The organism is Streptomyces sp. NPDC000983 (assembly GCF_040299205.1).
Taxonomy (GTDB): domain Bacteria; phylum Actinomycetota; class Actinomycetes; order Streptomycetales; family Streptomycetaceae; genus Streptomyces.
The window spans coordinates 62131-76217 of record NZ_JBEPBM010000030.1 but is presented as its reverse complement, the minus strand read 5'-3'; the positions used below and the strand labels follow the sequence as shown (position 1 = coordinate 76217).

The 14087-nt window shown below is 69.3% G+C and carries 17 protein-coding genes and 1 pseudogene; 3 read left to right on the top strand and 15 right to left on the bottom strand.

The genetic code is table 11. From position 1 onward, the window contains the following. The first annotated feature begins 98 nt into the window (after positions 1–98). Positions 99–1250 carry a winged helix DNA-binding domain-containing protein gene (locus tag ABT296_RS28545; protein WP_351931535.1) on the top strand — a complete coding sequence of 384 codons (1152 nt, stop codon included), beginning with the start codon at positions 99–101 and terminating at the stop codon, positions 1248–1250. Between the two features lie 87 nt (positions 1251–1337). On the opposite strand, the gene ABT296_RS28540 is transcribed toward ABT296_RS28545, so the two are convergent. Then, on the bottom strand, positions 1338–2129 hold the full coding sequence (locus ABT296_RS28540) for a methyltransferase domain-containing protein (RefSeq protein WP_351931534.1): 792 nt from the start codon (positions 2127–2129) through the stop codon (positions 1338–1340). 51 nt (positions 2130–2180) lie between these two features. Between ABT296_RS28540 and ABT296_RS28535 the strand changes: the two are divergent. Beyond that, positions 2181–2689: pseudogene (locus ABT296_RS28535) on the top strand (DinB family protein). Positions 2690–2693: 4 nt separating this feature from the next. Here the strand turns inward: ABT296_RS28535 and ABT296_RS28530 are convergent. From ABT296_RS28530 to ABT296_RS28495, 8 genes are all read right to left on the bottom strand, one after another. Further along, positions 2694–3149 (bottom strand): GNAT family N-acetyltransferase, encoded by a 456-nt coding sequence (locus ABT296_RS28530; protein ID WP_351931533.1) that lies wholly within the window; start codon positions 3147–3149, stop codon positions 2694–2696. Between the two features lie 35 nt (positions 3150–3184). After that, a complete protein-coding gene (locus tag ABT296_RS28525) occupies positions 3185–4057 on the bottom strand; it encodes an LLM class flavin-dependent oxidoreductase (RefSeq protein WP_351931532.1) in 873 nt (290 codons plus the stop codon). 364 nt (positions 4058–4421) lie between these two features. Further along, positions 4422–5120: a hypothetical protein gene (locus tag ABT296_RS28520; RefSeq protein WP_351931531.1), complete on the bottom strand. Its 699-nt coding sequence runs from the start codon at positions 5118–5120 to the stop codon at positions 4422–4424. Continuing rightward, the gene (locus tag ABT296_RS28515; protein ID WP_351931530.1) at positions 5117–5689 is read right to left on the bottom strand and encodes a hypothetical protein; all 573 of its coding nucleotides are present in this window, start codon (positions 5687–5689) and stop codon (positions 5117–5119) included. The genes ABT296_RS28520 and ABT296_RS28515 overlap by 4 nt, the downstream gene beginning before the upstream one ends. A 12-nt stretch (positions 5690–5701) precedes the next feature. After that, a complete protein-coding gene (locus ABT296_RS28510) occupies positions 5702–6982 on the bottom strand; it encodes a putative T7SS-secreted protein (protein ID WP_351931529.1) in 1281 nt (426 codons plus the stop codon). Further along, positions 6982–7293, bottom strand: a complete 312-nt coding sequence (locus ABT296_RS28505; RefSeq protein WP_351931528.1) for a hypothetical protein — start codon at positions 7291–7293, stop codon at positions 6982–6984. Before ABT296_RS28505 ends, ABT296_RS28510 begins: the two co-directional genes overlap by 1 nt. 38 nt (positions 7294–7331) lie before the next feature. Beyond that, the gene (locus tag ABT296_RS28500; RefSeq protein ID WP_351931556.1) at positions 7332–8324 is read right to left on the bottom strand and encodes a hypothetical protein; all 993 of its coding nucleotides are present in this window, start codon (positions 8322–8324) and stop codon (positions 7332–7334) included. A 35-nt stretch (positions 8325–8359) separates the two neighbouring features. Beyond that, positions 8360–9016, bottom strand: a complete 657-nt coding sequence (locus ABT296_RS28495; RefSeq protein WP_351931527.1) for a hypothetical protein — start codon at positions 9014–9016, stop codon at positions 8360–8362. A 266-nt stretch (positions 9017–9282) separates the two neighbouring features. On the opposite strand from ABT296_RS28495, the gene ABT296_RS28490 reads away from it, so the two are divergent. Further along, complete coding sequence (locus ABT296_RS28490) at positions 9283–9648, top strand: DUF192 domain-containing protein (protein WP_351931526.1); 366 nt, start codon at positions 9283–9285, stop codon at positions 9646–9648. A 20-nt stretch (positions 9649–9668) separates the two neighbouring features. Here the strand turns inward: ABT296_RS28490 and ABT296_RS28485 are convergent, their stop codons facing one another. The 6 genes from ABT296_RS28485 to ABT296_RS28460 all read right to left on the bottom strand — a co-directional run bounded on the left by ABT296_RS28485 (position 9669) and on the right by ABT296_RS28460 (position 14080). After that, positions 9669–10301, bottom strand: coding sequence for an OmpA family protein (locus ABT296_RS28485; protein ID WP_351931525.1), 633 nt, complete (start codon positions 10299–10301; stop codon positions 9669–9671). A 10-nt stretch (positions 10302–10311) separates the two neighbouring features. Next, a complete protein-coding gene (locus ABT296_RS28480; RefSeq protein WP_351931524.1) occupies positions 10312–10890 on the bottom strand; it encodes a hypothetical protein in 579 nt (192 codons plus the stop codon). Between the two features lie 33 nt (positions 10891–10923). After that, positions 10924–11523, bottom strand: coding sequence for a pilus assembly protein TadG-related protein (locus tag ABT296_RS28475; RefSeq protein WP_351931523.1), 600 nt, complete (start codon positions 11521–11523; stop codon positions 10924–10926). Further along, on the bottom strand, positions 11520–11696 hold the full coding sequence (locus ABT296_RS28470; RefSeq protein ID WP_351931522.1) for a Flp family type IVb pilin: 177 nt from the start codon (positions 11694–11696) through the stop codon (positions 11520–11522). The genes ABT296_RS28475 and ABT296_RS28470 overlap by 4 nt, the downstream gene beginning before the upstream one ends. Before the next feature lie 102 nt (positions 11697–11798). Then, the gene (locus ABT296_RS28465) at positions 11799–12539 is read right to left on the bottom strand and encodes a response regulator (RefSeq protein WP_351931521.1); all 741 of its coding nucleotides are present in this window, start codon (positions 12537–12539) and stop codon (positions 11799–11801) included. A 14-nt stretch (positions 12540–12553) separates the two neighbouring features. Then, the gene (locus tag ABT296_RS28460) at positions 12554–14080 is read right to left on the bottom strand and encodes a sensor histidine kinase (RefSeq protein ID WP_502977349.1); all 1527 of its coding nucleotides are present in this window, start codon (positions 14078–14080) and stop codon (positions 12554–12556) included. Positions 14081–14087: the final 7 nt, after the last annotated feature.

The following is a 14087-nucleotide window of genomic DNA, read 5'->3' as shown; positions in this document are numbered from 1 at the left end:
GCACTAATTGACCGATTTGCTGCACCCTGGCGAAACGCACGTCCCGTGCGTCGCCCACGAGGACGGATTCCGACCTACACCCGCCCTACGGTCGCCCCATGACGGTGACGATCTCCTGGCAAGAGGCGAGCGCACGGCGCCTCGAACGGCAGTTCCTGGCCAATCCCGCGCCGCGGGACATCCCGGTCCCCGATCTCGTGGCGGCGATGCTCGGCGCGCACGCGCAGGTGCTCTCCGCGGCCGAGCTGTCGGTCGGCGTCCGGTCCGCCGGCCTGACCCGCGCCGACGTACGCGCCGCGCTCTGGGACGACCGCACCCTGGTGAAGACGCACGGCCCGCGCGGCACGGTCCATCTGCTCCCCGCCCGCGACCTCCCCCTGTGGTGTGCCGCGCTGCCCGCGGTCCCGTCCGGCGCGGGCCCCTTCGCCCCCGATGTCCGGGTCACCGAGGAGCAGGCCGCGGAGATCGTGACGGCGATCGGGGAGGCGCTGGACGGCGCGCACCTCACCATCGACGAGCTGGGCGAGGAGGTCGTGGCACGCACCGGCCCGTGGGCCGGCGACCGGGTCATGCCCGCCTTCCAGGACCTGTGGCCGCGCTGGCGGCAGGTCATGCACCGGGCGGGCCAGTCGGGGGCCCTGGCCTTCGGCCCCAACCGCGGCCGCAAGGTCACCTACACCCGCCCGCCGCACTTCGAGCCGCTGCCCCCGTCCGCCGCCCCGGCCGAACTGCTCCGGCGCCATCTGCACGCCTACGGACCGTCGACCCCGGCGTACTTCGCCAAGTGGCTGGCGGCACCCACCGCCTGGGCCACCCGGCTCTTCACGGCACTGGCCGCCGAGGGCGCGATCGAGGAGGTCGCCTTCGAGGGCACGCCGGCCTGGGTGGTGGCGGGCGACACCCGCTTCCCCTCCCCCGGCGCGCGGGGCGTCCGGCTGCTGCCCTACTTCGACGCGTACGTCATCGCCGCGCAGCCCCGCGAGTCCCTGTTCCCGGGGGACGCCCACCGGCGGGCGCTGGCGGGCGGGCAGGCCGGGAACTTCCCGGTGCTGCTGGTGGACGGGGTGGTGGCCGGGGTCTGGCACCAGCGGCGCCGGGGCCGGCGTACGACGATCACGGTGGAGACGCTCGGCGCCCTGACGGCACGGCAGGAGCGGGAGCTGGAGGCGCAGGTGGAGCGGGTGGGCGAGGTGCTGGAGGCCCGGCCCGAACTCGTGCGGGGGGAGGTGACGGTGGGGGCGCACGCGTAGGGGTGGGCGGCGTCAGGTGGGCGGCGTCGGGTGGGCGGCGTCGGGTGGGGCGCCACGGTCGCGGTTGCCCGGGCACCGGTCGTGCGGTCAGTCGGGTCGGCGGGCCTCGATGAGGTGGCGGGTGCTGTGGGCGACGAAGGGTCCCTCGCGCTCGATCCGCTCGTGCAGGCCGCGCAGTTGCGGCTCGTACGCCTCCACGGTGAAACCGGGCACCATCCAGACGACCTTGCGCAGGAAGTGCACGACGGCCGCGATGTCGTGGAACTCCATGCGCAGTTCCTCGGCGCGCAGTTCGACGATCTCCAGCCCGGCGGCTTCGGCCGCGGCCCCTTCCCGGTCCGGGTGGCGGCCCTCGCGGACCTCTTCCGGCTGGGGTCCGGTGAAGTGCTCGACGAGTTCGAAGGCACTGTGCGGTCCGACGTGCTGGGCGAGGTAGGTGCCGCCGGGTGCCAGTACCCGGGTGATCTCCGTCCAGTGGGCCCGTACCGGATGGCGGCTCGACACGAGGGTGAAGGCGCCGTCGGCGAAGGGCAGCGGCGCCGGCTCCGGAGCGGCGACGACCGCGACCCCGCGCGGGGCGAGGAGGGCGGCGGCCTTGGCGATGTTGGGCGGCCAGCCCTCGGTGGCGACGGCGAGGACGGGTGCCCGGTCCGCGTGGCGGAGGGCGAAGTCGAGGACCTCCCCTCCCCCGGTCTGGACGTCGAGGGCGGCCGGCGCCCCGGACAGCCGCTCCGCGAGGCGGAGGGCGTACCCCCAGCTGGGCCGCGCCTCGGTGGCCCGCCCCGCGAACCAGGAGAAGTCCCAGCCCTCGGTGGGCACGGCCGCTCCCTCGGCGACGAGTTCGTCGAAGCCCTGTCGGCTGTGCTGCTGCTGGCCCATGCCCCCGATGCTCGCAGGCGTTGTCGGCGGCCGCTGATAATTTTCGGCACCATGACGCAGCCCCGGATCCAGGACCCCCGGTTCACGGCCGACGAGAAGGCCACCCTGCACGCGAGCCTCGACCGGATGCGGGACGCGGTGGTGGGGAAGCCGGCAGACCTGGACGACGAACAGCTCCGCCGCCCGCTGACCCGTCGGGCACCAGCCTGCTGGGCCTGGTGAAGCACCTGGGCTCGGTGGAGTACGGCTGGTTCGTCTCCTCCTTCGGCGGCGAGGTGGAACCGCTGTGGTTCGACCCGTACAGCGACGAGGACATGCGCGCGGACCAGGGCGAGACCACGGCGCGGATCACCGACTTCTACGCCCGTGCCCGGGCCGCCGCCGACCGGACGATCCGCGAGTGGTCCCTGGACGACCTGGGCAGGCCGTCATGGCGCGCTCATGATGTCTCCCTGCGCTGGGTGCTGGTGCACATGATCGAGGAGACGGCGCGGCACGCGGGACACATGGACATCGTGCGGGAGCTGATCGACGGCGCGACCGGCGACCGCCGCCCGTGACCCGTCACGTCAGCACGAGCAGGACGTGCCCGTCCTCGTTGTGGGGAAGGGGCCCGGTGCGCCGGAAGCCGTGCCTCTCCAGCAGCCGCAGGGAAGCGGTGTTGTCCTTGTAGGGGTCGGCGTGCAGGGGCCGGGTCGTCTCGCGCTCCAGGAAGAGCCCGAGCGCGCGGCTGCCGACGCCGCGCCCCCAGTACGCCCGCCCGAGCCAGTACCCGACGAACCGGCGCTCGCCGTCCCACCAGGAGCAGAAGTTCCCGGCGACGGCTCCCCCGACGGTGACCGCCTGCACGAAGCACTCCGGGTCCCCGAGAATCCGCTCACGCCAGTGCCGCACGAACCGGTCCCGGGGCCGCGGCTCGAACCGCGACCGCCGGACGGCCTCCGTGTCGTGCTCGTACTCGAAGAACACGTCGAGGTCGGCTTCCACCACATCACGCAGCCCTACGGTGTCGTCACCCATGCCGAGGAGTGTGGCACCGGGCACTGACAACGCGCTCAGGGCAGGAGCGGGCGCACCTCCTGCGCGGCGAACCGTACGAACCCCTCGGGGTCGGGTTCGTCCCCGGTGGGCTGGAGTACGACGGTGTCGGCACCGGCGTCCGCGTACCGCTGTACGGCCTTGGCGACGGCGTCGGCGTCCCCGGCGACACCGAGGTCCGGCACGGAGTCGAGCCCCTCGTCGGCGAGTTCCCTGTGCAGCCGGTCGGCGGCGCCGGGGCCGGTGGCGGCGAGCAGGTAGACGACGACGCGATGCGGGTCGGTGCGCCCGGCGGCGGCCCGCCCCTCGTCGATGAGGCGCCGGGCACGCCGTACGGCGTCGGGTGAGTTGGAGTCGGTGAGCAGGGTCCCGTCGGCCACCTCACCGGAGAGCCGCAGCGAACGGGGTCCCGTGACGCCGGCGAGCACGGCTACGGGCCCGTCGGGCGGCCAGTCCAGGGCGACGTCGTCCAGCCGGACGTACCGGCCCTCGGTGGTGAGGCGCTCCCCGCGCAGCAGGGCCCGGAGCGCGACGAGGTGCTCCCGCAGCAGGGTCAGCGGCGACTCGACCCGGGCCCCGACCTGCCCCATCCAGTCCTGCACCCCGTGCCCGACGGCCGTGACGGACCGCCCCGGGAACATCCGCTCCAGCGTGGCGGCCTCCATCGCGGTGACGGCGACGTTCCGCAACGGCACCGGCAACAGCCCGATCCCGACCCGCACCCGCCGCGTCCACGCCAACGCGGCAGCGGCGGCGGACACCCCGCCCTCCCGGAAACAGTCCTCCCAGAGCCAGAGCTCATCGAGCCCGGAGTCATCAGCGAGTCGGGCGAGATCCCGGAGCCGCTCCGGGGGGAGTTGGGGGCGGAAGACTGCGCCTAGTTGGGTCATGGGGTGTTCCCTACCCAGCGAACGGGCAGCGGATCACGGCTGTGGTAGGTAGGGCGCGTCTACACCCGATATCAAGGTCGAGGGGGACGCCGTTACGGGTCTGAGGTGCAAGGCAGCGCCATCACGCCCAGCGCAGGGAATGCGCTGTCGCCTCGCACAGGTTGCCCATGGGGCCGTCCGTTCCGCTGAGCGGGAAGGGTCTCCCAGAGGCCTCGGGTGGACTCCGAGGATGCACGGCCCTTCGCGGACTCCTTGTCCACGAACGTCTTCAAGTGACGCCGCCGGCGCTCGTGCGTGAGGTCGACGCGGAACCAGTCGCGGGGGACGAGGAGCCGGTAGCCGGAGGGCGGGGCCTGGGTCGTGGTCATGCCGTGGTTTCGGAGGTGATCAGCGGCGTTCCCTCCGCGCTGAACAGACGGATGCTGCTGACGATGTTCCCGAACATGGTCGAGAAGGTGTCCCAGCCGACCATGGTGGGGGTGCTGAGCTCCATCGTCAGGGTTGTGCCGTTCGGGAGCGGTACGTAGACGCGGATGAAGGAGGTCGAAAAGAGGAGATCTTCGCCGGTCTCGGTGAAGTCACCCACTAGCCTCTGATCCCGCGTGCCTATGTGTGAAACGGCCGCTCCACAGGGCAGTTCGAGTTCGGAGACCTCGTGATTGCTCATCTCGCGGAGGCTGGAAACGATCGCCTTGACCTGAGCGGAGATTCCGTCGCAGTCCGGGCTGTCCATGAGTGTCGCAAAGACTGTTCCGGTGCACGGTGTGTTCTCCACCGCGATGACGCCGATCGCGGCGTACTCGGCGCCGAATGCGCGGAGTTCGTCGAAGCCGAGAGCACAGATCATGGCAAACCTGGTTCTGTCCTCCTCGCCGGCTCCGGGAAGTGCCGCAGCGGCGAGCTCCTCCAACCGGCGGATCGTCTCGTCGTCGTCCCCCGCGTCGATGGGAAGGTCGTGGAAGAGTTCGGGCATCACCCAACGCACTTGGATGTCGTCCGAGTTGAGGGCCGGCGGCGCCGGATGGGTGGGAATGAACGCCAGCAGATCGGCAGGAGCAGTCACGCGGGCTCTTCCTTCGCGGGGACGGCACGTTCGGGCGCGTCGGGGAAGAACTTTCTGGAAGACAAGTACATCCCGTAGTACGGGTACATCCTCGGGATGTCCGCGCCACCCCGGCGGGCGATCCCGGCGATCTTGCGATACAGACGCACCCGGCAGCGCACGTTCCGGAGGGTCGGATCCAGCAGGGTGCGGCGCCGTGCCAGGTACGTCGCCAGGAGGCATCCGAACACGATCAGCGTGTCCACGACGATGAAGCCGATCTGGAACGATCGCGATCTCTGGGACGCGACGAGGTCCCAGTACGGCCATGCGCCAAAGCCGAAGACGAACAGCGGAAGCGAGAGGAGGCAGCCGAGGAGGCTGGCCTTCTCCGTGTCCTCACGTCGCTGGAACAGCATCCAGTGCACGGCCTGGTCATCGAGGAAGTCGAAGCGCACCATCCGCCCGTAATGCTCCGCCGCCGACTTGGCCGCCGGCACACTGGCGATGACCGACGACGGGACCATGTCGTGAACGACCCCCTGATCGTCGACGAACTGCCCGGGCTTCAGCGCGTGGTAGTCACCCATGGATGTGTCCTTCTACGCAGCAGGCGCCAGGGCGGCATGGAACGAGGTCGACGAGGGAGACGGCCTCGGCGTGGGGGTCGGGGTACCGGGTCCGGGCGGTGAACTCGGCGACAGGTCCGGTTCCGGCATGGGACGGGCGTCCCCGGAGGGAGGAGAGACATCGTGCACGGTGTCGTCGGCTCCGAAACGCGGACGCAGTCTGATGAGCGAATGCACGTAGGCGTTGCCCAGGGCAGCGCCCTTGACCCATCGCGTGACCATCTCCGGATTGAATCCCTCCGCGGGGAGCTTGATCTTGACGATCCCCTTGCCGAAGAGAATCTTGGAGGCAATCCTGACGCCGTCGTTGATCCTCTTCACGCCGAAGCCGTTCGTGAAACCGGCCCAGACGCCGTTTCTGGCTGTAAGCCAGCGCGCCCCCTTGGCCGCCGCCGTGATCCCCTTCAGAGCGCCGAACGCGGGAAAAATGCCCAGTGAATCGAGGGCGATCTTCATCAGGTCGAGCTTGCCGCCGCGGGCGAAGACATCGTAGAGCCGACCGGTCAGGGCAACAGCGCTGGTCGCAGCGGCAAGTAGGGCGATCGCAACCGCGACGACGGGGCCGAGGAAGACGGCAGCGGCCAGGGCCAGCACTGCCAGAACCGTCCCCAGGACGGAGACCCACTCCACGTGATCCGCCAACCAGTCCATGATCCCGCCAGGGTCCCTGACGCCGTCGTGGTGGATCACGTTCTTGATTTGCCTGGCGGCCTTGCGGGCTGCGTTGTCGCGGATCTGCTTCGCGGCGAGGATCTTCTTCTCGGCCTGGAGCATCAGGTCGGCGGCATCGTCCTGCTTCTTCTGCTGCTTGCTGTGCTGGACCGCGTCGTCGCCGGTCAGGACTTTTCCCCTGAGGGGGTCGAGAACCTTGCCAGCGGCCTTGTAGTCGACCTCGGCGGCCCGGTACTCCTCCAGGCCCTTGTCCGCCATGCGCTGTGCCCGGTGCAGCTCGCCGGCGTACTCCTCGCTCTCCCCGTCGGCGACCCTCGTACCGAGTGCGGCCGAAGCCTCGTCATAGCGGTCGTACGCCTTCTTCAACCGGTCCGAGGTGTCGCCGGCCGTCTTGTGGAAGGCCCGTCCGGCCTCGCTGTCCCACCCGTCGACCGACGCGAGCGCCTTGATGTTCCGGGCCTGCTTGTCGATCTCGTCGGCCATACCGCGAAGTTCCCTGCCCAGCCTGGCGACCTCGTCGGGGTCGCCGGGAACCGGGTCGGAATCGTAGAGCGGGGTCCAGTCCTTCGGACGGGCTGTCACTACTTGCTCTTCTTCCTCGTCTTCTTGGCGTCCCTGAGCGCCTTGGCGAGTTCGCGGTCGAGGCCGTCGTAGGACTTGGCCGCGTTCCCCGTGAACTTGGCCAGGTTCTCGATGTCCTTCATCAGCTCTTTGCGGTTCTTCTTCCACGTGTCGGAGAAGTCGTCGAAGACGTCGCGGAGGGTGTCGCTGCCGAGTTCGTCGCCGTAGCCCTCGGCAGGGTTGCCGCGTCTGTCGAACTCCTTGTGGATGCCGAAGAGCGCGTCGGAGCAGTCCTTGATCAGGTCCAGGTCGGCCTGGATCCTGTCGCCCATGGGTCGTCTCCTTCGCGCTCTTTCGGCCCCGTCCGTCGTCAGCGGTTGATGGCCTGGATCTCCTGTACGACGACGTCCTGGGTCGCGCCGAAGGTGCCGTTGGGGAATTCGCCGCCAGGGCTTCCGGTGCCGGTCCAGGTGATCTCCCAGGTGACGGTGGCCTGGAGGGGGTACGTGCCGTCGCCGGACGAGCGGAGGTACTTCACGCCACAGGGCGGGGTTCGGTCCGCCTTGCCCTTCGCGTAAGGCTCACCGATACGGCCGTTGTTGTTGTTGATGGGGCAGACGCCCGATGCCGGGTAGGTGACCGCGTCGCCCGTACCGGGCTCGATTTCCAGTGAGACCGGTTCCGCCGTCGCTGTCGCTTCCAGGCCGAGCACCGGCACCGACGCGGTCACCGACACCGGATGGAAGTCGGCGCCGTCCAGCCACGTCCACGTCGGCAGGTTCACCTTCGTCGCGTTCGCGGGGGCCAAGGTGACTTCCGTGCCGGGCACGCGAATCTCTGCGTAGGCAAGTCCGGCCAGGATTTCCGGGGTTATCGCGTTCTCGACGTTCGCGGGCGGGGCATCGCCTGTGTCCACCCAGAAGTAGTCATCCTCGTAGCAGGAGTCCCAGCCCGGCGGGAAGCTCTCGTTCACATACGTGCCCCACCAGTAACCGTCTCCGGACTTGTCCTTGTTGAAGCCCTTTTCCTCGTCGTTCGCGTTGTACTTCTCCCGCTGATCGGCATCCCACTGATGGCCGGTCGACCCCGCTTCCCAGATCGGCTCCAAGTACTTCTGGAGCTGGTCAGGCGTGTACTTCGGGGCATACCAGCACGCGGGCGGCGTCCAGTTGGAGGAGGCGGTCAGCGCTCCTGTCGATTTGCCGCTGCCGTTCTTCGAGCGGTCGAAGACGACGCCTCCGGCGGTTACCGAGACCGTGTTGCCGTCGACATCGGCACCCGTGCTGGGAGTCGGCTCCTCGGCGCCGCCGCCTATCCCGTTGTCGGCGAACGCCGGCGTACCGGTCACCAGAGCAGTGACCATCACGATGGGTACGATCAGAGCTCGCGAAGAGGCACTCAGGGCTGGCACTTGTCGCTCCCCCTCTGGGACTGGATCTTGTCGGTGACCCAGACACCCTTGTCACTCTTGGTCAACTGCGTGATGTAAAGCACGTAGCTGTTCTTCGTGATCTGCGTCTTGTTGACCTTTCCGGTCTCCAGGTACATGTCGTACGCCTTGCCCTGGTCCTCGCAATAGAGGAGAGACGCCTGGTTCTTACCACTCACATTCACTGAAGGGTTGTAGTAGCGGTAAGCGCCCGTGACTCGGGCCTTTTCCTTGACGTACGCCTTGATGAGTTCCTCGGCGCTGGCCGCCGCTTCACCCTCGTAGTAGTAGAGGTATGCCTCATCGAGTGCGTCCTGATTGACCATTGCCAGGTCCACGGCCTGGATGGCCTGCTCGGTGTCGGCGAGCACGGCGTCCTTGGCCTGGTCACCCGTCTTGGACCAGTCGAAGGTGTAGGACAGGTCGGACGGCAGTTCAATCTTGGGGCGGTCCGCAGAGGCCGGTGCGCTCTCGGTCGGGGATGCCGAGGTGTCGCCCCCGGTGTCGGCACCCGCGATCTTGTCGTTCTCCTTGGGGCTGTCGTCGTCGCTGCCGCACGCGGACAGCGTCAGGGCCGCAGCGGCGGTCAGGGCGATCGCTGCGAGGGCGGTGGGGCGGCGCTTCACGGTCGACTCCCGGTGGGACGAGGCTTCTCTTGAGCGAACCAACGCTATCCAGGGGGCTGCGAGGGCACCAGCGTGAAGGCGGTCACTGCACGGGAATACCCGGTCAAATCGGCTGCGCACGGACCCTGTTGGGACGCTCCTGTTACATAGCGCGGCGGGCGGGGCCCAGGTGCCCTGTGCGAGTGGGTTGTTCCGCTTATGGACAAGCAAAGGAGACGTCCCGCATGAAGTGAATATCGGTAACCGAATCGGGGAGATACCCCGGCATGACGCGCAAGTGGGCTGACGGCCGAGGGGCTTTGACTTCGGGGATCCTGGGCGATTTCTCCGTACCGCTGGAGATCGCCTCCTCCTATCGGGCCCGCACCCGTGGGCTCCTCGGGCGGGACTCCGTCGACGGCGCGCTTCTGCTGTCCCCCGCCAACAGCGTCCACACCTTCGGCATGCGCATCCCCATCGACGTCGCCTATCTGGACCGCCGACTGCGTGTCATCTCCGTCCGCACCATGCAGCCCGGGCGTCTCGGGCTGCCTCGACTGCGGGCACGGCACGTCCTGGAGGCCGAGGCCGGGGCGATGGCGGCGTGGGGGATTCAGGTCGGTGTCGCCGTCGAGGTGAGGAGTGGGGGGTGAGGCTCGCCGGCCTCACCCGTTCAGTTGTCCGAGCGGGGGAAGGAGACCTCCACCCTTCGGTTCTTCTTGCGGCTGGCCTCCGTCGTGTTGGAGGCGATCGGGTAGTCCTCGCCGTAACCCCGCACCTCGTACGTGATGTTCGGGTCGTTCAGCTCTGACTTCAGGATCTCTTCCACGGCATTGGCCCGCTGCTTCGACAAGACGTCTCCGTGCGCCGACGAGCCCAGGTTGTCCGTGAAGCCGAAGACCCGGATCTTCGTCGCGTTCTGCGTCTTGATCTCCTCCGCGATCCCCGCGATCCTCGCCTTCGCCTCACCGTTCAGCTTCGCGCTGTCCTTGGGGAACAGCACCTCCGCCTGGAGCGCGAACTTCACGTCGGCGTTGGTGTCCTCTCGGCGTTCGTCGCCGCTCTGCTCCTCCACGACCTGCTTGATGTCCAGCACCTTGGCCTCGGCGAGCGTCGCGCCCTCCGGGAGCTTCAGGTCCGGGTCGTTGGGGTCCACCTCGACGGGGGCGGCCGCCGTCGCCTCGGTGCCGGGCGGCACACCGGGGCTCTCGTCCGCGTGCGCCGCCGTGACCGTCGCCCCGTAGAGCGTCGTTACGAGCATGAGGGTGGCTGCCGCGATGGCTGGGGGCGCGTTCTTGGTCGTCATGATGACTGCCTCAGCCGGAGATCTGGATCGTGGCGGCGGCGAAGGTGGGGATCTGGAACGACACTTCGGCCGTCTGGGTGGGCGGGGCCGGGAACTGCATGAAGACGGGGATCGAGTCTCCTGCTTTGATCCTCGGCATACCGGTTGTCGTCAACGGACGGCCGTCGGTGTCGCGCAACACGTAGAAGCGCTTCTTGCTGGCCGAGTCGACGAGGGTCGCGCCGCCGAGTGACGAGCCGTGCCGCAGGATCTCGGTCTCGTCACCCGCCGTGCGAACCGATACGCGGGCCGGCTCGTCTCCGTCGTTCTTGATCGAACCGCTTACGGTCACGAAGCCGCCGGAGTCCCGCTGCGCGGAGGTGATCTGGAGAACCAGGCCCTCCTCACCCCTCAGCTCGGCCAGGGGCTCGTCCGTGCCCTCCTGGGCGTCCGGCTTGGAGCCGGAGTCCCGGGACGCGGAGGTCGCTGTTCCTGGCTTCTTGTCGTCGTCGCCTCCGCCACTGCAGCCGGCCACTCCGACGGCCAGCCCTGCCACCACGGTCAGCGTGACCATCCCTGTGCGGGCCTTCGTAGTGAACCGAATCCTCATCCCCAGCTTCCTTCGTCACTCGTCGTTCGTTTGTCAGTCGGCCAGATGGACGTCGAAGAGGTCCTCCGGCGCCGGAAGGCCGTCGAGGTCCTCCGGATCCAGGTCCCAGTCCTCGCCGTCGCAGGTGAGTGTCGGCAGTTCCTCGTCCCCGGCGTCCTCACCGAGGGGTTCGAAACCGCATCGGGCCTCGATCACGGCGATGGCGGATGCTTTCGCGAACTTGCCCTCTGTACCCGGGACGATGGAATCACCGACCGGCTTGTCCATCTGGACCGCGACCTCGAACTCCAGAGGACCCGTCTGAGCGCACGCCTCGACATGCGCGTCGTTCTGGTCGGCGAGCTGATCGGCGCGCCAGCAAGAAGGGGCGAGTCCTGTCGCGATGCCGTCGAAGATGTCCTGCCAGTTGGCCGGCTCGCCCACTTCCTTCACCCATGCGTCGGCCAGTTGATCCCGAGTGTCCTGCGCCGCGGCGAGGGCAGCAGCGTCCGCGGCGGTCTGGGCGCTGTTCCGATTCGCTGCGGCCTGACCGACGGCCAGGTACGCGAACGCAAGAAAGAGCAGGGCCCCCACCACCGTGATGTAGATGGGGAACGCCTGCCCTGCATCGCCGTACCTGCGGGGTTCGGTCAACCGGTGACCTCGTCGATCTTGTCCACGATGGCGTCGTAGATCGACTGCCCGATATCCGTCCCCGTAATGGCCAGCACGATCGCCACCACCACCGCGATGATCCCCAGGTACTCCACCGCCGTCTGGCCCTTGTCGTTGTTCTTGGGGGTGTGGGTGTTGAGCCAGTTGGTCATGGTGGGCCCCTCCGGTTGTGGCTGTGGTGCGGGCACCGTAGGGGGTGGGGTGGGGGGTGGGCGAGGGTCCCGGGGCCCAAATGCGGGCCCAAATGCGGGGCGTCACGTTGCCCCCAGCCACTTGGCGGTTGCCTGCGCGCGGGTGGTGCTGTGGAGCTTGGCGAAGATGCGGTTGATGTGGTTCTTGACCGTCTTCTCGCTGATGAAGCACGTCGCGGCGATCTGAGGGTTCGTCATGCCGGATGCGATGAGGTCCATGATCTCCGCCTCCCGCGTACTCAGTTGAAATCCAACCCTCTCGGAGGACTGTCCCACATGTGGTTGCACTTGCGAAAGCGATTCTGGAACATTGGAGGGTGGAGGCAGATATTCCGTATGCGGTCGCGAATCCGCCGCCCTGCGGAGCTGGGTCAGGAGCGCGTCCGCCGCCGTCGCGGTGAAGTGGGGTCTGCCCTGCCTGATGTCCTTCACGGCGTCCACCAGCTGGGGTGCCGTGAACTCGCCGTGCACCAGGTAGCCGTTGGCGCCCCTGCGCAGGGCCTCTTCCACCGTCGCCGACTCCCTGCTGTACGTCAGCATCATCACGGGAGCAATGTCCACCAGGTACGGGAGTGCCGAGATGCCGTCGACTCCCGGCATCTGGACGTCCAGCAGGACCACGTCCGGGCGGTGCCTGCGGGCCGCCCGTACCGCCTCGTGGCCGTCCGCCGCCTCCGCCACGACGGTGATGTCCTCGCGGCCCGTCAGCAGTGCCGTCAGGCCCGCTCTGACCACCGGGTTGTCGTCGGCGACGAGGACCCGGAGCGGGGTGGGCGGTTGGGGGACGGATGTGGGGTCCTGCATGGGGGGTTCCTCCGTCAGTTCCTCAGAGTCGGCAGGGGGAGTTCCAGGAGGACCTCCGTGCCGTGCGGGTGGGCGCCCCGGCCCATGCGGATGCGGGCGCCCACCGACGCGGCGCGTTCGACCATGCCGACCAGTCCGAAGTGGCCTGTGCTGCGCAGTTGTTCAAGGGTGGTGTCCGGGGGGATGCCCGGTCCGTCGTCGTGGACGCTGATGCGCAGCAGGTTCCCGTGCACCCCGGCCCTGACCTCCACCGTGGTGGGGGTGGCGTGGCGGTGGGCGTTCTCCATGGCCTCCGCGGCGATGGAGAGGACCTCGACCGCCATGGGCGGGGGCAGGTACGGGCGGGCGGACGGGGCGACGCTGCCGGTGGGGTGGTAGGTCGTGGGGATGCCCGTGCGGGTGGTGAAGTCGCTGGTCTGGGACTTCAGGGCGGCCAGGACGTCGGTGCGGGGAGCGGCGGACGCCGCGTCGGGCGGGGTGACGGCCCGGAGGTCCGTCAGGAGGTCGCGGGACTCCTTCGCGGCCTGGCGGGTGGCGCTCGCCACCAGTTCCGCCTGCTCCCTGATCAGGGCGGGGTTCAGGGGGGTTCTGGACGCCGTCGCCGCCAGGGCGTCCGCGGCCAGGGCCACGCCGTGCAGGGTCTTGCCCACCGAGTCGTGCATCTCCCGTGCCAGGCGGGCCCGTTCGGCGTCGACGGCCTCCGTGGCCGCCAGGCGGGCCCTCGTCGTGGTGAGGGCCTGGGTCGCCTCGCCGAAGCGGAGCATCAGGTTGCGCAGGGCCGAGCCGGCCGCGCCGGTGATCACGCAGAAGCCGGGGAGCAGCAGTTTCTCCGCGAGGCCGGTGTCGGCGTCGGCGGTGGTGGCGTAGACGAGGAGCAGTATCAGCGACTGGAGGCTCGCGAAAAGGGCGGCGGCCCGGTAGCCGTAGGCGATGCCGGCCAGGAGCGGGGTGCAGACGCTGACGTAGGCGAGGGGGGTGTCCGGGCCCGCCGACACCAGGAGCAGGGCGCCGAAGAGGGTGTCGGCGAGGAGGAGGGTGGGGTGGCGCAGGAGGAAGGGGCCGAAGCGCTCCCAGTGCCGGAAGAGGGCGTAGCTCACCATGAAGGTGGCGATGACGGCCGCGCCGACCAGGCGGGTGCCCAGGCCGGGGGCGGCGTTGAGGAGGGCCACGGGGGCGGAGAGGGCCAGCATGGCCAGGCGGAAGGCGAAGACCATGCGGGTGGCCGCCTGGAGGGCGTTGATCTGGAGGGGGATGGTGGTCGGCCCGGGGCCGGCCGATCCCTCGCGCGCCTCCGCGGGGTCTACGACGCGGAGGGGCATCGCGGCCGGCTCGGGCCCGTCAGAGCCCTCGGTGGCGTCCGCGGGCCCTGCGGCGGCCCGAACGGACGCCGCCTCCAGCCCCCGGGGCTCGTTCAGCCGCGCCGGCACCGGTGACGCCGTCGGCCTGCGCCGCCTCGCCGTCATGCCCTTGGCCGCGCCGAGGCCGGTGACCGTGCCCCTGCCCCTGCCCCTGCCCCTGCCCCTGCCCGTGACCATCCCCATGCCCATC